The sequence below is a fragment of the Burkholderia sp. BCC0405 genome (assembly GCF_902833075.1).
Taxonomy (GTDB): Bacteria; Pseudomonadota; Gammaproteobacteria; order Burkholderiales; family Burkholderiaceae; genus Burkholderia.
In genome coordinates, this window is the sequence record NZ_CADFEO010000004.1 from 287,051 (window position 1) to 303,344 (window position 16,294).

20 protein-coding genes are annotated in these 16,294 nt (G+C 65.9%); 18 read left to right on the plus strand and 2 right to left on the minus strand.

Annotated features, from left to right (window positions below; translation table 11 throughout):
- Positions 1-56 precede the first annotated feature (56 nt).
- Genes HWX36_RS08675 through HWX36_RS08690 form a run of 4 tightly spaced genes read left to right on the plus strand, consistent with a single transcriptional unit; the run spans position 57 to position 3,147 of the window.
- Positions 57-1,061: an RluA family pseudouridine synthase gene (locus HWX36_RS08675; RefSeq protein WP_175951832.1), complete on the plus strand. Its 1,005-nt coding sequence runs from the start codon at positions 57-59 to the stop codon at positions 1,059-1,061.
- 5 nt (positions 1,062-1,066) lie between these two features.
- Entirely contained in the window at positions 1,067-1,726 is a 660-nt protein-coding gene (locus HWX36_RS08680) for an HAD-IA family hydrolase (RefSeq protein WP_069620561.1), read from the plus strand.
- Positions 1,723-2,142: a Rieske 2Fe-2S domain-containing protein gene (locus HWX36_RS08685; protein WP_175951712.1), complete on the plus strand. Its 420-nt coding sequence runs from the start codon at positions 1,723-1,725 to the stop codon at positions 2,140-2,142. Before HWX36_RS08680 ends, HWX36_RS08685 begins: the two co-directional genes overlap by 4 nt.
- A 12-nt stretch (positions 2,143-2,154) precedes the next feature.
- Positions 2,155-3,147 carry a S49 family peptidase gene (locus tag HWX36_RS08690; protein ID WP_175951713.1) on the plus strand — a complete coding sequence of 331 codons (993 nt, stop codon included), beginning with the start codon at positions 2,155-2,157 and terminating at the stop codon, positions 3,145-3,147.
- A 70-nt stretch (positions 3,148-3,217) separates the two neighbouring features.
- Here HWX36_RS08690 and HWX36_RS08695 read toward each other — a convergent pair whose 3' ends face one another.
- Positions 3,218-3,940 carry an SAM-dependent methyltransferase gene (locus tag HWX36_RS08695; RefSeq protein ID WP_175951714.1) on the minus strand — a complete coding sequence of 241 codons (723 nt, stop codon included), beginning with the start codon at positions 3,938-3,940 and terminating at the stop codon, positions 3,218-3,220.
- Positions 3,937-4,569 (minus strand): Maf-like protein, encoded by a 633-nt coding sequence (locus tag HWX36_RS08700; RefSeq protein WP_175951715.1) that lies wholly within the window; start codon positions 4,567-4,569, stop codon positions 3,937-3,939. The genes HWX36_RS08695 and HWX36_RS08700 overlap by 4 nt, the downstream gene beginning before the upstream one ends.
- A gap of 220 nt (positions 4,570-4,789) precedes the next feature.
- On the opposite strand from HWX36_RS08700, the gene HWX36_RS08705 reads away from it, so the two are divergent.
- The 14 genes from HWX36_RS08705 (at position 4,790) to HWX36_RS08770 (ending at position 16,217) form a co-directional block, all read left to right on the plus strand.
- Positions 4,790-5,428: a DUF177 domain-containing protein gene (locus HWX36_RS08705; protein WP_175951716.1), complete on the plus strand. Its 639-nt coding sequence runs from the start codon at positions 4,790-4,792 to the stop codon at positions 5,426-5,428.
- Between the two features lie 98 nt (positions 5,429-5,526).
- Complete coding sequence (gene rpmF / locus HWX36_RS08710; protein WP_006051932.1) at positions 5,527-5,706, plus strand: 50S ribosomal protein L32; 180 nt, start codon at positions 5,527-5,529, stop codon at positions 5,704-5,706.
- A 129-nt stretch (positions 5,707-5,835) separates the two neighbouring features.
- Positions 5,836-6,942 (plus strand): phosphate acyltransferase PlsX, encoded by a 1,107-nt coding sequence (plsX, locus tag HWX36_RS08715; protein WP_175951717.1) that lies wholly within the window; start codon positions 5,836-5,838, stop codon positions 6,940-6,942.
- Positions 6,943-7,932 (plus strand): beta-ketoacyl-ACP synthase III, encoded by a 990-nt coding sequence (locus tag HWX36_RS08720; protein WP_175951718.1) that lies wholly within the window; start codon positions 6,943-6,945, stop codon positions 7,930-7,932. It abuts the gene before it with no gap.
- Positions 7,933-8,015: 83 nt separating this feature from the next.
- On the plus strand, positions 8,016-8,948 hold the full coding sequence (gene fabD, locus HWX36_RS08725) for an ACP S-malonyltransferase (protein WP_089472412.1): 933 nt from the start codon (positions 8,016-8,018) through the stop codon (positions 8,946-8,948).
- A gap of 36 nt (positions 8,949-8,984) precedes the next feature.
- Complete coding sequence (gene fabG, locus HWX36_RS08730; RefSeq protein ID WP_006476504.1) at positions 8,985-9,734, plus strand: 3-oxoacyl-ACP reductase FabG; 750 nt, start codon at positions 8,985-8,987, stop codon at positions 9,732-9,734.
- Positions 9,735-9,878: 144 nt separating this feature from the next.
- On the plus strand, positions 9,879-10,118 hold the full coding sequence (acpP, locus tag HWX36_RS08735; RefSeq protein ID WP_004197638.1) for an acyl carrier protein: 240 nt from the start codon (positions 9,879-9,881) through the stop codon (positions 10,116-10,118).
- Positions 10,119-10,285: 167 nt separating this feature from the next.
- Positions 10,286-11,518: a beta-ketoacyl-ACP synthase II gene (gene fabF / locus HWX36_RS08740; RefSeq protein ID WP_175951719.1), complete on the plus strand. Its 1,233-nt coding sequence runs from the start codon at positions 10,286-10,288 to the stop codon at positions 11,516-11,518.
- 12 nt (positions 11,519-11,530) lie between these two features.
- Positions 11,531-11,995 (plus strand): hypothetical protein, encoded by a 465-nt coding sequence (locus HWX36_RS08745; protein WP_175951720.1) that lies wholly within the window; start codon positions 11,531-11,533, stop codon positions 11,993-11,995.
- 91 nt (positions 11,996-12,086) lie between these two features.
- Positions 12,087-12,686 carry an RNA polymerase sigma factor RpoE gene (gene rpoE / locus HWX36_RS08750; RefSeq protein WP_006490873.1) on the plus strand — a complete coding sequence of 200 codons (600 nt, stop codon included), beginning with the start codon at positions 12,087-12,089 and terminating at the stop codon, positions 12,684-12,686.
- 86 nt (positions 12,687-12,772) lie between these two features.
- Complete coding sequence (locus HWX36_RS08755; RefSeq protein WP_175951721.1) at positions 12,773-13,390, plus strand: sigma-E factor negative regulatory protein; 618 nt, start codon at positions 12,773-12,775, stop codon at positions 13,388-13,390.
- Positions 13,391-13,395: 5 nt separating this feature from the next.
- Entirely contained in the window at positions 13,396-14,448 is a 1,053-nt protein-coding gene (locus HWX36_RS08760; RefSeq protein WP_175951722.1) for a MucB/RseB C-terminal domain-containing protein, read from the plus strand.
- Positions 14,449-14,464: 16 nt separating this feature from the next.
- Positions 14,465-15,967, plus strand: a complete 1,503-nt coding sequence (locus tag HWX36_RS08765; RefSeq protein ID WP_175951723.1) for a DegQ family serine endoprotease — start codon at positions 14,465-14,467, stop codon at positions 15,965-15,967.
- A gap of 7 nt (positions 15,968-15,974) precedes the next feature.
- Positions 15,975-16,217 carry a glutaredoxin family protein gene (locus HWX36_RS08770; RefSeq protein WP_175951724.1) on the plus strand — a complete coding sequence of 81 codons (243 nt, stop codon included), beginning with the start codon at positions 15,975-15,977 and terminating at the stop codon, positions 16,215-16,217.
- The last annotated feature ends 77 nt before the right edge of the window (positions 16,218-16,294 follow it).

Sequence of the window (16,294 nt, forward strand, 5' to 3'; positions counted from 1 at the left end):
CCGGGCCGGCCGGTGAGGCCGCCCGCAACGTCAGGCTGGGCAAAATTATATTCAGTATGAACGAGTTAGGCAAAATATCCCAGAATTCGGTCGCAAGCGGCCAGGTATCGATGCTCGAGATCGACGAAAGCTCGGTCGGTCAGCGTATCGACAACTTCCTGTTGCGCGTCTGTAAAGGCGTGCCGAAAAGCCATATTTACCGGATCCTGCGCAGCGGCGAAGTGCGCGTGAATAAGGGCCGGGTCGATGCGCAGTACCGGCTCGCGTTCGGCGACATCGTCCGCGTGCCGCCCATACGCGTGGCCGCAGCCGATCTCGCGCGCGCCGAAGCCACCATCGTGCCGCCCGCGCACTTCGACGTACTGTTCGAGGACGACGCGATGCTCGTCATCAACAAGCCGGCCGGGGTCGCCGTTCACGGCGGCAGCGGCGTTGCGTTCGGCGTGATCGAGCAGATGCGCCAGGCGCGGCCGCGCGCGAAATTCCTCGAACTCGTGCACCGGCTGGACCGCGAGACGTCCGGGATCCTGATGCTGGCGAAGAAGCGCACGGCGCTGGTGGGCCTGCACGAACAGATTCGCGAGAACAAGATGGACAAGCGCTACTTCGCGTGCGTCCACGGTGAATGGCAGTCCGACTGGGGGCGTCGCCGCGCGGTGAAGGCGCCGCTGTTCAAGTATTCGACCCCGGAAGGGGAGCGGCGCGTGCGCGTGCAGGACGACGGGCTGCCGTCGCATACGGTGTTCAACCTCGTCGACCTTTGGCCCGAGTACGCCCTTCTCGAAGCGGAACTCAAAACGGGTCGGACCCATCAGATCCGTGTGCACCTCGCGCATCTCGGCCTGCCGATCGCCGGCGACGCCAAGTATGGCGATTTCGCACTGAACAAGGCGCTGGCGCGCGCGAATGCGCAGCCGTCGCTGAAACGGATGTTCCTGCATGCGTACCGGCTGCGGCTCGCCCACCCGCTGACCGGTGAGGCACTGCAGTTCGATGCGCCGCTGCCGGACGAATGCCGGCGCTTCCTCGATCAACTCAGCGCATTGCGCGATACCGCCTGAACCGCATGGCTCGACAGCAATTTGACCTGATCGTCTTCGACTGGGACGGCACGCTGATGGATTCGACTGCGCACATCGCGCACAGCATCCAGGCGGCATGCCGCGATCTCGGCCTGCCCACGCCGTCCGACGAGGCGTCGCGCTACGTGATCGGCCTCGGCCTGCGCGATGCGCTGCAGATTACGGCTCCGACCCTCGATCCGTCCGACTATGCGCGGCTCGCCGAGCGCTACCGCTACCACTATCTGCTCGACGACCAGCGCATCGAGTTGTTCGCCGGCGTGCGGGAACTGCTCGCCGAGCTGCGCGACACGGGCTACCTGCTCGCCGTTGCAACCGGCAAGGGGCGAGTCGGGCTGAACCGCGTACTCGACCAATCGAAGCTGACGAGCCTGTTCGATGCGACGCGCTGCGCCGACGAAACCTTCTCGAAACCCCATCCGGCGATGTTGCATGAGCTGTCCCGGGAATTGGGGCAGGACCTGTCTCGCACCGTGATGATCGGCGACACGACGCACGACCTGCAGATGGCCGCGAGTGCCGGGGCGGCCGGCGTCGGCGTCGCGTACGGCGCGCACACGGCCGACGCACTGGCTGCGCTCGCGCCGCGCTTCGTCGCGCCGGATGTCGGCGCGCTGGCCGCATGGCTGCGGGAGCACGCATGAGCGCGGCGCCGGACGCCGTGCGCGTGTGCGCATCGGATGCCCTGGCCGACGGCGGTGCCGGCGTGCGCGTCGACGCGACGCTGCGCGGCGAGCAGGCCGTGGTGTTCTTCGTGCGTTACGAGGGCCAGGCATACGGTTACCTGAATCGCTGCGCGCATGTGCCGATGGAACTCGACTGGGCAGAAGGGCAGTTCTTCGAATCGTCGGGCCTCTATCTGATGTGCGCGACGCACGGCGCGATCTACGAGCCGAACACCGGCAAGTGCGTCGGCGGCCCGTGCCGTGGCGGCCGCCTGCGGCCGGTGGAGGTCGACGAGCGCGACACGTCCGACGGGCGTGCGGTATTCTGGGTGCCCGACGCTGACCTGCGTCCCGCCATTCCCGCCATTCCCGCCATTCCCGCCACGACCGACTAACGACAACACTGCATGGCCGACCAACCGAATTCCCCGGATTCCTCCTCCCGTCCCGACAGCCGTGAACCGAACTGGGAGCGTGCGGCACTCGAGCGGATCGCGCTCGCGGCCGTCAAGGAGCAGCGCGCGGCGCGGCGCTGGAAGATCTTCTTCCGCTTCGCGTTCCTCGCCGTGTTCGTGCTGTTCGCGTTCGCGTTGATCGATTTCTCGAGCGATTCGAAGTTCTCGGCGGGCGGGCGGCATACGGCGCTCGTGACGATCGACGGCGAGATCGCGGCCGGCGTCAACGCAAACGCCGACGACATCAACACGGCGCTCGATGCGGCGTTCGACGACGACGGCACGGCCGGTGTCGTGCTGCGGATCAACAGCCCGGGCGGCAGCCCGGTGCAGGCCGGGATGGTCTACGACGAGATCCGCCGGCTGCGCGCGAAGTATCCGGACAAGCCACTGTATGTCGTCGTGACCGACATGTGCGCATCGGGGGGCTATTACATCGCCTCTGCGGCCGACAAGATCTTCGTCGACAAGGCGAGCATCGTCGGATCGATCGGCGTGCTGATGGACGGGTTCGGCTTTACTGGGCTGATGGGCAAGCTCGGCGTCGAGCGGCGTCTGCATACGTCGGGCGAAAACAAGGGCTTCTACGACCCGTTCTCGCCGGAAACGCCGAAGATGGACGCGCATGCGCAGGCATTGCTCGACCAGGTGCACGCGCAGTTCATCAAGGCAGTGAAGGATGGCCGTGGCAAGCGGCTGCACGAGACGCCCGACATGTTCTCGGGCCTGTTCTGGACCGGCGAGAAGAGCGTCGAGCTCGGGCTTGCGGACGGCTACGGCACGACCGACACGGTCGCGCGCGACGTGCTGAAGGCGCCTGATCTCGTCGACTATACGGTGAAGGAAAGCCTGACGAACCGCGTCGCGCGCAAGTTTGGCGCGGCCGTCGGCGGCGCCGCGATGAAGGCGCTGACGGCCGGCGGCGCATCGGTCAGCTTGCGCTGACCAGAAGCGGGCGGGCCGCGATGGCCCGCCGCCCGCCGTTCGCCGCTTACTTGGCGGATCGCCGTTGCGTTTAGTTCGCCAGCAGCAGGAAGATCGCAGGGCGCTTGTGCAGATTCGGCGCCGGCGCCTTTTTCCAGTCTGCTACGGTACGGCTCGCGATCGTCTCGGTCGCGAGGGTCAGGTCGGCCGCGACGCAGATCTGCGTCGACGGTGCGCAGGTCGCGACCAGCGTGTCGAGCATCGCGTGATTCCGGTACGGCGTTTCGATGAAGATCTGCGTCTGGCGGGCCTTGCGTGACAGTTGCTCGAGTTCGCGCAGGCGTTTGGCGCGCGCGGCCGCGTCGACCGGCAGGTAGCCGTTGAACGCGAAGCTCTGGCCGTTCAGGCCCGATGCCATCAGTGCGAGCAGGATCGAACTCGGTCCGACGAGCGGCACGACCTTCACGCCGCGCTCGTGCGCGCGGCGCACCAACAATGCACCGGGGTCGGCGACGGCCGGGCAGCCGGCTTCGGACACGAGGCCGGCGTCTGCGCCGGCGAGCACGGGCGCGAGGAGCCGGTCGATTTCGCCGGCCGGCGTATTGACGTTCAACTCGCGGATCTCGATTTCCTGGATCGGGCGCGTCGTGCCGATCTTCTTCAGAAACGCGCGCGTCGTCTTCGCGTTCTCGCCGATGTAATAGCCGAGCGTGCCGGCGCGCGCCTGTACGGCCGCGGGCAGGACGGCCGCGAGCATCGATTCGTCGCCTTCGCCGAGCGTGTTCGGGACGAGGTAAAGCGTGCCGGCGGTCATGCGCGGTCTCCACGGGTGGGTGCAAACAGCGGATATTCGGCGGCGCGCAGCATGCGCGTGAGCGCGATCAGCGGCAGGCCGACGAGCGCGGTCGGGTCGTTCGAGTCGATCGCGTCGAGCAGTGCGATGCCGAGCCCTTCGGACTTTGCGCTGCCGGCGACGTCGTACGGCGTTTCCGCGCGCAGGTATGCGTCGAGTTCGGCCTCGGGCAGCGAGCGAAAGCGCACGCGCGTGACGATGTCCTCGACCTGCGCCTCGCCCGTCCGGCTGTCGTACAGGCAGAGCGCGCTGTGGAATTCGACTTCGCGGCCCTGCATCGACACGAGTTGCGCAAGCGCGCGCTCATGGGTGCCGGGCTTGCCGATCTGGAGGCCGTCGAAGGTCGCGACCTGGTCCGACCCGATCACGAGCACGCCGTCCGGCGCGTCGATCGTCGCGGCGACGGCGCGCGCTTTTGCCCCGGCGAGCCGCAGGGCGGTCGCGGCCGGCGTTTCGCCGTCGTGCGGGGTTTCGTCGAGGTCGGGCGACACGACGTCGAAGGGGATGCCGAGGCGCTCGAGGAGCGCGCGGCGGTAGCGTGAACTGGAAGCAAGAATCAGCCGCGGCGGGCGGCAAACGGTATCCGGCATGGTCGGTTGGATCGGTGAGTCGTCGGTTGTTGCGCGGACGCAAGCTTAAGTGATTGACTGCAAAAGGTAAAACAGGTATACTTTCCCGCTTTTCGTCGGCAGGCTTCCGTTGTGGTGGCGCCTGCCGGGTCTTCGGAAGTAAAGTACGTCATCCGCGGATGAGCCGTACGCGAGCGGTGCCAAGCCGGATTCGCAAGTCAGCCTGTAGGCAGGAGCGCACATGAACACTTCTTCTTCTGGCAAACCTGCTGCGGCGCTTGATCCGCGTGCAATCGACCTGTTCGAGTTCGCCCGCAGCGGGCGGCAGGCTGCAGGTGCGGTGCGCCTCTCGCAACTGCCGCGCATGTTAAACGAAGTGCCTGCGGACGCGCCAGATCGCGACACGGTCTTCACATGGCAGGCGGAGGGGTTCACCCAGAAGGAGTTGCAGGACGACGGCGCCGACGGGCAGCAGCCGTATCTGCGCCTTGCGGTGCACGGCCATGCGTGGCTCACGTGCCAGCGCTGCATGACCCCGTACGACCAGACGTTCGACGTCGACATGACGTACCGGGTGGTCGCGACCGAAGAAGAGGCTGAAGAATTTCCGCTCGACGACGATGAAGCCGATGTGATCGTGGGCTCACGCCAGTTCGATCTCGTCGACTTGATCGAAGAGGAGTTGCTGCTTTCGTTGCCGCTCGTGCCCAAGCACGAGGTTTGCCCGGCAGTTCACGAAAGCCTCGTGTCGGGTGCGAGTGGTCCCGCGGAAGAGGCGGACGAAGAGTCCGGCGAAGCCGGGGACGAAGGCAAACGGCCGAATCCGTTCGCAGCGCTGGAAGCGCTGAAGAAGGACGGTGACGGCACCAAGAAACACTAAGCAGTTGTGGCGCGGGAAGGCGTAAAGGCTTTGGGCCAGGGTAGTTAAGCGCCGGATCGGGCTGTGTTAGAATCCGGAAAATTATTTAGGAGTTAGTCATGGCAGTCCAGCAAAACAAGAAGTCGCCGTCGAAGCGCGGCATGCATCGTTCGCACGATTTCCTGACGGCAGCGCCGCTGGCAGTCGAGCCGAGCACGGGTGAAGTGCACCTGCGTCACCACGTCAGCCCGAACGGCTACTACCGCGGCAAGAAAGTCGTCAAGACGAAGAACGACTAAGCGTCAAGTCACGCGTTGCGCGCTACGCTTGCCGTTCGCGTGACAACTGGTTCGCTTGACACTTTCCTGGCTCAACAAAAAGGCGGCATTCAACTGCCGCTTTTTTGTGCCTGAAATTCGTCGCATTCCATGACCGTAAAGCTCACAATCGATTGCATGGGAGGCGACCACGGCCCGTCCGTGACCGTTCCCGCGGCAGTCAAGTTCGTCCGCGCGCATCCCGATGCGCACCTGATGCTAGTCGGCATCGAAAGCGCGATCCGCGCTCAGCTGAAAAAGCTGAAAGCCCTCGACGATCCCGCGCTGACCATCGTTCCCGCCACCGAAGTCGTGGCGATGGACGACCCTGTCGAAGTGGCGCTGCGCAAGAAGAAGGATTCTTCGATGCGCGTCGCACTCAACCACGTCAAGGAAGGCGCGGCGCAGGCCTGCATCTCGGCCGGTAATACCGGCGCGCTGATGGCCGTTTCCCGTTACGTACTCAAGACGCTGCCCGGCATCGAGCGGCCCGCGATCGCGTTCGCGCTGCCGAACCCGACCGGCTACACGATGATGCTGGACCTCGGCGCGAACGTCGACTGCGAGCCGCAGCACCTGCTGCAGTTCGCGGAAATGGGGCACGCGCTCGTGGCCGCGCTCGAAGGCAAGGAGCGTCCGACGATCGGCCTGCTGAACATCGGTGAAGAGGTGATCAAGGGCAACGAGACGATCAAGCGCGCGGGAGAGCTGCTGCGCGCCAGCACGCTCAATTTCCGCGGCAACGTCGAAGGCAACGACATCTACAAGGGCACGGTCGACGTGATCGTGTGCGACGGCTTCGTCGGCAATGTCGCGCTGAAGACGTCCGAGGGGCTTGCGCAGATGCTGTCCGACATCATCCGCGAGGAGTTCGGCCGTTCGCTGATGTCGAAGCTGATGGCGCTGCTCGCGCTGCCTGTCCTGATGCGTTTCAAGAAGCGCGTCGACCACCGCCAGTACAACGGCGCGGCGCTGCTGGGGCTGAAAAGCCTCGTGATCAAGAGCCACGGTTCGGCGGATGCCTACGCGTTTGAGTGGGCGATCAAACGCGGGTATGATGCCGTCAAAAACGGCGTGCTGGAGCGCCTCGCGCGCGCGATGGCGGATAATTCAGTGTCGCTCGGCGAAGGCGAACACGACACGGGCGGCGCGGGCCATGCAAGCCCCGCCGCAGGCCATCACGCCGAACCTTCCGCTGCGCAATCCTCTAAAGCATAAATGGCCCAATCGACTCTCTATTCCCGCGTGCTCGGCACGGGCAGCTACCTGCCGCCTGACCGCGTCACGAACCAGCAGTTGACCGATCGCCTTGCGAAGGATGGCATCGAGACGAGCGATGAATGGATCGTTGCGCGCACGGGTATCCACGCGCGCCATTTCGCCGCACCCGACGTCACGACCAGCGACCTCGCGCTCGAGGCGTCGCGTCGCGCGATCGAAGCCGCCGGCATCGATCCGCAGTCGATCGACCTGATCATCGTCGCGACTTCGACCCCCGATTTCGTGTTCCCGAGCACCGCGTGTCTGCTGCAGAACAAGCTCGGCATCAAGAACGGCGGCGCGGCATTCGACGTGCAGGCCGTGTGTTCGGGTTTCGCGTATGCGATGGCGACGGCTGACAGCTTCATCCGCAGCGGCCAGCACCGCACGGCGCTCGTCGTCGGAGCGGAGACGTTCTCGCGCATTCTCGACTTCAAGGACCGCACGACCTGCGTGCTGTTCGGCGACGGCGCGGGCGCGGTGATCCTGTCCGCGTCGGAGGAGCCGGGCGTGCTCGGCAGTGCGCTGCACGCAGACGGCAGCTATTCGCACATCCTCTGCACGCCGGGCAACGTCAACCGCGGCGTGATCGAAGGCAGCGCGTTCCTGTACATGGACGGGCAGGCCGTGTTCAAGCTCGCGGTCAACGTGCTCGAGAAGGTCGCGATCGAGGCGCTCGCGAAGGCGAATCTCGCGCCCGAGCAGATCGACTGGCTGATTCCGCACCAGGCCAACATCCGCATCATGACCAGCACCTGCCGCAAGCTCGGCCTGCCGCAGGAGCGCATGGTCGTGACGGTCGACCAGCACGGCAACACGTCGGCCGCATCGATCCCGCTGGCGCTCGACACCGCGGTGCGCGACGGTCGCATCCAGCGCGGCCAGCACGTGCTGATCGAAGGCGTCGGCGGCGGCTTCACCTGGGGCGCGTCGGTCTTCCGCTACTGATCCGCGGCGCGCGACTGCTGCGCGCGGATCCCATCGGCGCGCCATTCGTGCGCGCCGTCCGAATCGATTCAATTGGGGACGATATGAAATTTGCATTCGTTTTTCCGGGGCAGGGCTCGCAGGCAGTCGGCATGCTCAACGCATTCGCCGATCTGGCCGTCGTGCGCGAGACACTCCAGGAAGCGTCCGATGCACTCAATCAGGATCTCGGCAAGCTGATCGCCGAAGGCCCGGCCGAAGAACTGAACCTCACCACCAACACGCAGCCCGTGATGCTGACCGCGGCCTATGCGTGCTATCGCGCGTGGCAGCAGGCAGGGGGCCCGGCGCCGGCGATCGTCGCCGGCCACAGCCTCGGTGAATACACGGCGCTCGTCGCTGCGGGCGCGCTCGCGTTCAAGGACGCCGTGCCGCTCGTGCGCTTCCGCGCGCAGGCGATGCAGACGGCCGTGCCGGTCGGCCAGGGCGGCATGGCCGCGATTCTGGGTCTCGATGACGACACGGTGCGCGCGGTCTGCGCCGAAGCCGCGGAAGCGGGCGTCGTCGAAGCGGTGAACTTCAATGCACCCGCACAGGTCGTTATCGCAGGCAACAAGGCCGCGGTCGAAAAGGCCTGCGAGATCGCGAAGGCGAAGGGCGCGAAGCGCGCACTGCCGCTGCCGGTGTCGGCGCCGTTCCATTCGTCGCTGCTCAAGCCGGCGTCGGACCAGCTGCGCGACTATCTCGCGAACGTCGACGTCAAGGCGCCGCAGATTCCGGTCGTCAACAACATCGACGTCGCCGTGGTCAGCGATCCGGCTGCGATCAAGGATGCGCTGGTGCGCCAGGCCGCGGGCCCGGTGCGCTGGGTCGAGTGCGTGCAGCACATCGCCGGCACGGGTGTCACGCATGTGATCGAGTGCGGTCCGGGCAAGGTGCTCGCGGGCCTGACGAAGCGCATCGACGGCAACCTGACGGGCGCGTCGGTATTCGATCCGGCTTCGCTCGACGAAGCGCTCAAGCTGGTGACCGCCTGACGCGGCGCCATTTCTCAAGAGACGGATATTCGATTCATGGACAAGACTCTCGATAAACAGGTTGCGATCGTCACCGGCGCGTCGCGCGGCATCGGCCGTTCGATCGCGCTCGAACTCGCGCGCCTGGGCGCGACGGTGATCGGCACGGCGACGAGCGAGTCGGGCGCCGCTGCGATCACGGCCGCGTTCGCGGAAGCGGGCGTCACGGGCCGCGGTGCGGTGCTGAACGTCAACGACGCGGCAGCCGCCGAGGCGCTGATCGACGCGACCGTGAAGGAATTCGGCGCGCTGAACGTGCTCGTCAACAACGCGGGCATCACGCAGGACCAGCTCGCGATGCGGATGAAGGACGAGGACTGGGACGCGGTGATCGACACCAACCTGAAGTCGGTGTTCCGCCTGTCGCGCGCGGTGCTGCGCCCGATGATGAAGGCACGTGGCGGCCGCATCATCAACATCACGTCGGTGGTCGGCTCGGCCGGCAACCCGGGTCAGGTCAACTACGCGGCTGCGAAGGCCGGCGTGGCGGGCATGACGCGTGCGCTCGCGCGTGAAATCGGCAGCCGCGGCATCACCGTGAACTGCGTGGCGCCGGGCTTCATCGACACCGACATGACCAAGACGCTGCCGGAAGAGCAGCAGGCCGCGCTCAAGACCCAGATTCCGCTCGGCCGCCTCGGCAGCCCGGAAGACATCGCCCATGCCGTCGCGTTCCTCGCATCGCCGCAAGCCGGTTACATTACCGGTACGACGCTGCACGTGAACGGCGGCATGTACATGTCGTAACGATTTTCGTTTACCATCCGCGCCGTATCCCGTTTTTCAGGCGGATCGGCGCTTGATCGACCATCAAGCCAACGCGCGTTTTCGCGTCAGCAAACCTGATAAAATGCGCGCACTTGTAAATCTGAACTTTCCCTCGGAGGGGTAATGGACAACATCGAACAACGTGTCAAGAAGATCGTCGCTGAACAACTGGGCGTCGCGGAAGCAGAGATCAAGAACGAAGCTTCGTTCGTGAACGATCTGGGTGCCGACTCGCTCGACACGGTCGAACTGGTGATGGCTCTGGAAGACGAGTTCGGCATGGAAATCCCGGACGAAGAAGCAGAGAAGATCACGACCGTTCAGCAAGCGATCGACTACGCTCGCGCAAACGTCAAGGCGTAACGAGCGCCTTTCGCGCTTGTCCGCCACGTCGCCGCGATCTTCGCGATTGACGCGCCATCCTGCCGGCTTCGCGCCGGACGGACTAACAGCCACAGGGCTCGCAGGGCTGGTTCCTGTGGCCACTGTGGCTTTTGTTTTTGTCATCCAATAATGGAAAAGAGGTTACCGTGAGCCGCCGTCGTGTTGTTGTTACAGGCCTGGGGCTGATTTCGCCTGTTGGCAATAATGTTGCCGACGGCTGGGCCAATCTCGTCGCCGGCAAGTCCGGTATTGCCACCGTCACGAAGTTCGATCCGTCGAACCTTGCCGTCCACTTCGCTGGCGAAGTGAAGGGTTTCGTCGCCGAGGAGTACATCCCGGCGAAGGAAGCCCGGAACATGGATACGTTCATCCATTACGGTATCGCTGCCGGCATCCAGGCCGTCAAGGACAGCGGGCTGGAAGTGACCGAAGCCAATGCGGAACGCATCGGCGTGCTGGTCGGTTCCGGCATCGGCGGCCTGCCGATGATCGAAGATACGCACCAGACCTACGTCGATCGCGGCGCGCGCCGGATTTCGCCGTTCTTCGTGCCGGGCTCGATCATCAACATGATCTCGGGTCACCTGAGCATCATGTTCGGCCTGAAGGGACCGAACCTCGCGGCCGTGACGGCCTGCACGACCGGCCTGCACAGCATCGGCCTCGCCGCGCGCCTGATCCAGGCCGGCGACGCCGACGTGATGGTCGCGGGTGGCGCTGAATCGACGGTGTCGCCGCTCGGCATCGGTGGTTTCGCGGCAGCGCGTGCGCTGTCGACCCGCAACGACGATCCGGCCAGCGCATCCCGTCCGTGGGACAAGGACCGCGACGGCTTCGTGCTGGGCGAGGGTGCCGGCGTGATGGTGCTCGAGGAGTACGAAGCGGCGAAGGCACGCGGTGCGAAGATCTACGCGGAAGTCTCGGGCTTCGGCATGACGGGTGACGCGTACCACATGACCGCGCCGAACATGGACGGCCCGCGCCGCTGCATGGTCGCGGCACTGCGCGACGCCGGCGTGAACGCGGACGAGGTCCAGTACCTGAACGCGCACGGCACGTCGACGCCGCTGGGCGACAAGAACGAGTCCGACGCGGTGAAGGCGGCCTTCGGCGAGCATGCGTACAAGATCGTCGTGAACTCGACGAAGTCGATGACGGGCCACCTGCTGGGCGGCGCGGGCGGCCTCGAGTCGGTGTTCACGGTGCTGGCGCTGCACAACAACGTGTCGCCGCCGACCATCAACATCTTCAACCAGGACCCGGAGTGCGATCTCGATTACTGCGCGAACACCGCGCGTGACATGAAGATCGACGTCGCCGTGAAGAACAACTTCGGCTTCGGCGGTACCAACGGCACGCTGGTGTTCAAGCGCGTCTGACGCCGCAATCGCTTGACGAGTCCATTCGATGCTCCGGCCGGGCGTCCGCAGCGCTTTGCGTTGCGGGCCTCGGCCGTGTCGTATCTCGTGCTGGCCGTGTTAGTCGCGTCAGCTACCGCGTCGGCTTACCTGTTCTGGGCGCCGCGCGCGGGCGCTGCCGCCGGCGCAGGCGTGTCGGCCGTGACGGCCGCGCTGCTGGCCGTGTGCGCTGCGCGGGCTTGTGCCCGCCGGCTGCCGGCCGAGTTGCGGATCGACGCGTTCGGGGAAGTCGCGGCGTTTGGCCGCACCGGGCGCCTGCTGGCCCGCGGCCGCGTGACGGGTCATGCGCACTGGAGCAGCCTGTTGCTGGTGCTGTCGGTCGGGCAGGGTGCCCGGCGGGCCCGGCCGCTGCTGATTCCGGCCGATGCGCTCGACGCCGCATCGTTCAGCGCGCTTTCCGTGCTGGCGAGAACGGCGGGCGCGGCGGGGCGGGCATGACGGCGGCGCGGTTACCGACCGTAACCAGCGTCCGGCCCGGGAACGCTACAATATCGCTCCGCGTTGCATCCCTAGTTAACGGATTTGTCAGGTGAGTGAAAAAGAAATCGATCAGGCTCTGGTCGAGCGCGTACAGAAGGGCGACAAGGCAGCGTTCGAACTCCTGGTCTCCAAATACCACCGCAAGATCATTCGGCTGATCTCGCGCCTCGTGCGGGATCCCGCCGAGGTCGAGGATGTGGCCCAGGACGCGTTCATCAAGGCGTATCGTGCGCTGCCGCAATTCCGCGGTGAATCGGCGTTCTATACGTGGTTGTACCGAATTGCCGTCAACACGGCGAAGAACTACCTTGCGACGCAAGGCCGCCGGGCGCCGACCTCGACCGAGGCCGATGCGGAGGAAGCGGAAACTTTCTCCGACGCAGACCAACTAAGGGATATCAACACGCCTGAGTCGATGTTGATGAGCAAGCAGATTGCCGAGACGGTCAACGCTGCAATGGCTCTGCTGCCCGAAGAACTGCGTCAGGCAATTACGCTGCGCGAGATCGAGGGCCTGAGCTACGAAGAGATCGCGGAAATGATGGGCTGTCCGATCGGAACGGTCCGATCGCGAATCTTCCGTGCACGCGAGGCAATCGCTGCCAAATTGCGTCCGCTGCTCGATACGCCCGAAGGCAAGCGCTGGTGAGCGCGACAGGCGGAGCGACGCGGGTCGGGGTCTAGTTACGGATAGAGTCGTGAAGTCACGACGGGGTGTGCAAGATGGGGAGCATCATGGGGTCGGTCAATACGCAGTCGCAAGCGTGCTCGCGCGGCGAGCGCCTTTCCGCGCTGGTCGACGGCGAAATGTTCGATGGCCCGGACAACGGGCAGTTTCTGGCTGAGCTCAACCGCGCGGATCGCGCAGCGTGGGCCCATTACCACCTGATCGGCGATGCGCTGCGCTCGGACGAGCTCGCGCTGTCGCCTGCGCTGAGCGTTGCGTTCACCGCGCGCATGTCGGCTGCGCTCGAAAGCGAGCCGCACCTGCTTGCGCCGGCGGCCGCACCCGTCGCACGCAAGCTGCTGTCGCTGCGTCGGCGTGTCGTGCCCGCGTTCGCGATCGCTGCCGCGGCGGCCACGCTGACGTGGATCGTCGTCCCCCAAATGCAGACGGCCGGTGCCCCGGGCGCCGTCCAGGTCGCGTCGGCCGGTGCGCCGCAAGGCGGCAACCTGCAGCGCGTGACGGTTGCGCAGGCATCGGCCCAGCCGGGCCTGCAGGACGTCAACATCATCCGCGACGCCAGCCTCGACCAATACCTCGAAGCGCACCAGCAATTCGCGCAGCAGCCCGTCGTCACGGGTTCGATGCCGCTGATCCGCGCTGCCGTGACCACCACGCCAGGCCAATAAACCCGATGCGGACATTGCAGTTGAATCACGCCATCTCCGGATGGAAGCGGCTGCCGGCCCTCCTGCTTTGCGCAGCCGCCCTGTTGTCCGTTCAATCCCTTCCTGCCAGCGCCCAGCAACCGGACGATCCCGTCGCGACCCGCAAGGGTGCCGCCGACTGGCTCGACCGCGTCCAGCAAGCGGCGCAGCAGCAGAGCTACGAAGGCACGTTCGTCTACCAGCGCGGCGGGTATGTGCAGTCGTCGCGCATCGCGCACGTTGCGTCCCGCGATGGCGAGTTCGAGCGCATCGAGACGCTCGACGGCAAGCCGCGCAAGCTGCTGCGCCATAACGACGAGCTGTACACGTTCGTGCCCGAGCGCAAGCTGTGCGTCGTCGAGCGCCGTCAGACGCGCGACTCGTTCCCCGCGCTGCTCGGCGCGAGCGGCGAGCACGTGATGTCCGTCTACGACGCGAAGTCGCTCGGCAAGGATCGCGTGGCGGGGATCGACGCGCAGGTCGTCGAGCTCGTGCCGAAGGATGCGTACCGCTTCACGTACAAACTGTGGGCCGACGCGCGCACGGGGCTGCTGCTGCGCTCGCAGACGCTCGATGCGAACGATCACGTGCTCGAGCAGATCGCGTTCTCGCAACTGCAGGCGGGCGGCGCCAGCGGCGACAGGGCCGCGATCGCGGCCGGCATGCGTAACCTGAACGGCTGGACGATCGTACGTCCGCCGGTCGCGACGGTCGACATGGAAGCGCAGGGCTGGCAGCTCGCACCGAGCGTGGCCGGTTTCCAGAAGATTCGTGAAGTGCGCCGGCCGATGGCTGCGCGTGACGCGGGTGAGCCGCCGATCCCGGTCGATCAGGCCGTCTTCACCGACGGTCTCGCGACGATCTCGGTTTTCATCGAGCCGGCCGAAAAGAATACGCGCAAGGAAGGCGCGGGCAGCACCGGTGCAACGAACGTTCTCGTGAAGCGCCGCGGCGACTACTGGATCACCGTGCTTGGCGAAGTGCCGCCGGCTACGTTGCAGCAGTTCGCGTCTGCCATAGAATACAAGGCTTCCAAGTAACGCTACGGCTTCCGACATGATTAAACTCACGCTGCGCAAATGGCTCGCGGCGGCGGCGCTGTCTGCCTGCCTGCCGCTCGTGCCGCATACCGCGTTCGCGGTGACGGCTCCCGCTGCAGGCTTGCCCGACTTCGCCGATCTGGTCGAAAAGGTCGGGCCGGCCGTCGTGAACATCCGGACTACGGCCAACGTCCCGACGAGCAGCGGCCCGCGCGGGATGCTCCCGCCGGGTTTCGACAACGGCGACATGTCGGAATTCTTCCGGCGCTTCTTCGGCATCCCGCTGCCGCAGGCGCCCGGCAACGGTAGCGACAATGGCGGCGGCAATCCGAAGAACGCGCCGACGCCGGACAATCCGCCCGACACCGAACAGAATCGCGGTGTCGGCTCGGGCTTTATCGTGTCTGCCGACGGTTACGTAATGACCAATGCGCACGTCGTCGACGATGCGGACACCATCTACGTGACGCTGACCGACAAGCGCGAATTCAAGGCGAAGCTGATCGGTGTCGACGATCGTACCGACGTCGCGGTTGTCAAGATCCAGGCGTCGAACCTGCCGGTCGTCGCGATCGGCGATTCGACCAAGGTGCGCGTCGGCGAGTGGGTCGTCGCGATCGGTTCGCCGTTCGGCCTCGACAACACGGTGACCGCCGGCATCGTCAGCTCGAAGAGCCGCAATACGGGCGACTACCTGCCTTTCATCCAGACGGACGTCGCCGTGAACCCGGGCAACTCGGGCGGCCCGCTGATCAACATGCAGGGCGAGGTGATCGGGATCAACTCGCAGATCTACAGCCGTACCGGCGGCTTCATGGGCATCTCGTTCGCGATTCCGATCGACGAGGCGATGCGCGTGGCCGACCAGCTGAAGGCGACAGGCAAGGTCACGCGCGGCCGGATCGCGGTGGCGATCGGCGAGGTGACGAAGGACGTGGCCGACTCGATCGGGTTGCCGAAGGCCGAGGGCGCGCTCGTCAGCAGCGTCGAGCCGGGTGGCCCGGCCGACAAGGCAGGCATCCAGCCGGGCGACATCATCCTGAAGTTCAACGGCCGTTCGGTCGATACGGCGTCGGACCTGCCGCGCATGGTCGGCGACACGAAGCCCGGCACGAAGGCGACCGTCAGCGTATGGCGCAAGGGTCAGGCACGCGATCTGCCGATCACGATCGCGGAAACGCCGGCTGAAACGACGGCAAAGGCTGAGCAGCGCAAGAACGCGCCGCAGAAGCCGCGCCAGACCAATTCGCTCGGCCTGACGGTCAGCGACCTGACGGCGGAGCAGATGAAGACGCTGAAGCTGAAGAACGGCGTGCAGATCGACGGCGTCGACGGCCCGGCCGCCCGTGCGGGCCTGCAGCGCGGTGACATCGTGCTGCGTGTCGGCGATACCGACATCACGAACGCGAAGCAGTTCGCCGACGTGACCGCGCAGCTCGATCCGCAGAAGGCGGTCGCGGTGCTCGTGCGCCGTGGCGACAATACGCAGTTCGTGCCTGTGCGGCCGCGCCAGAAGTAACGCGCCGATGTTCACGCTCTACGGTCGCGGCTGGTGCCACCTGTGCGACGACATGCGCGACGCACTGGCGCCGGTGGCGGCCGAATTCGGTGTCGCGGTCGATTACATCGACATCGACACCGATGCGGCACTCGTCGCCCGCTACGACGAGGACGTGCCCGTGCTGCTGCTGGACGGGGCGGAGGTATGCCGCCACCGGTTCGACGACGCGCGGGTGCGCGAGGTGCTGACCGCCCGGCGCCGAGCCTGACCTGCCGCTGGCGGCCATCGTTTCGTACGGGACTTGGCCCGGCGGGCGCCCCCGGCGGGCCACCGCGCGGCCCGGCG

What these genes read in the sequence shown, in the direction of transcription:
- HWX36_RS08675 (WP_175951832.1), top strand. Translation starts at nt 57, where the DNA reads ATGAACGAGTTAGGCAAAATATCCCAGAATTCGGTCGCAAGCGGCCAG.
- HWX36_RS08680 (WP_069620561.1), top strand. Translation starts at nt 1,067, where the DNA reads ATGGCTCGACAGCAATTTGACCTGATCGTCTTCGACTGGGACGGCACG.
- HWX36_RS08685 (WP_175951712.1), top strand. Translation starts at nt 1,723, where the DNA reads ATGAGCGCGGCGCCGGACGCCGTGCGCGTGTGCGCATCGGATGCCCTG.
- HWX36_RS08690 (WP_175951713.1), top strand. Translation starts at nt 2,155, where the DNA reads ATGGCCGACCAACCGAATTCCCCGGATTCCTCCTCCCGTCCCGACAGC.
- HWX36_RS08695 (WP_175951714.1), bottom strand. Translation starts at nt 3,940, where the DNA reads ATGACCGCCGGCACGCTTTACCTCGTCCCGAACACGCTCGGCGAAGGC.
- HWX36_RS08700 (WP_175951715.1), bottom strand. Translation starts at nt 4,569, where the DNA reads ATGCCGGATACCGTTTGCCGCCCGCCGCGGCTGATTCTTGCTTCCAGT.
- HWX36_RS08705 (WP_175951716.1), top strand. Translation starts at nt 4,790, where the DNA reads ATGAACACTTCTTCTTCTGGCAAACCTGCTGCGGCGCTTGATCCGCGT.
- rpmF (WP_006051932.1), top strand. Translation starts at nt 5,527, where the DNA reads ATGGCAGTCCAGCAAAACAAGAAGTCGCCGTCGAAGCGCGGCATGCAT.
- plsX (WP_175951717.1), top strand. Translation starts at nt 5,836, where the DNA reads ATGACCGTAAAGCTCACAATCGATTGCATGGGAGGCGACCACGGCCCG.
- HWX36_RS08720 (WP_175951718.1), top strand. Translation starts at nt 6,943, where the DNA reads ATGGCCCAATCGACTCTCTATTCCCGCGTGCTCGGCACGGGCAGCTAC.
- fabD (WP_089472412.1), top strand. Translation starts at nt 8,016, where the DNA reads ATGAAATTTGCATTCGTTTTTCCGGGGCAGGGCTCGCAGGCAGTCGGC.
- fabG (WP_006476504.1), top strand. Translation starts at nt 8,985, where the DNA reads ATGGACAAGACTCTCGATAAACAGGTTGCGATCGTCACCGGCGCGTCG.
- acpP (WP_004197638.1), top strand. Translation starts at nt 9,879, where the DNA reads ATGGACAACATCGAACAACGTGTCAAGAAGATCGTCGCTGAACAACTG.
- HWX36_RS08755 (WP_175951721.1), top strand. Translation starts at nt 12,773, where the DNA reads ATGGGGTCGGTCAATACGCAGTCGCAAGCGTGCTCGCGCGGCGAGCGC.
- HWX36_RS08760 (WP_175951722.1), top strand. Translation starts at nt 13,396, where the DNA reads ATGCGGACATTGCAGTTGAATCACGCCATCTCCGGATGGAAGCGGCTG.
- HWX36_RS08765 (WP_175951723.1), top strand. Translation starts at nt 14,465, where the DNA reads ATGATTAAACTCACGCTGCGCAAATGGCTCGCGGCGGCGGCGCTGTCT.
- HWX36_RS08770 (WP_175951724.1), top strand. Translation starts at nt 15,975, where the DNA reads ATGTTCACGCTCTACGGTCGCGGCTGGTGCCACCTGTGCGACGACATG.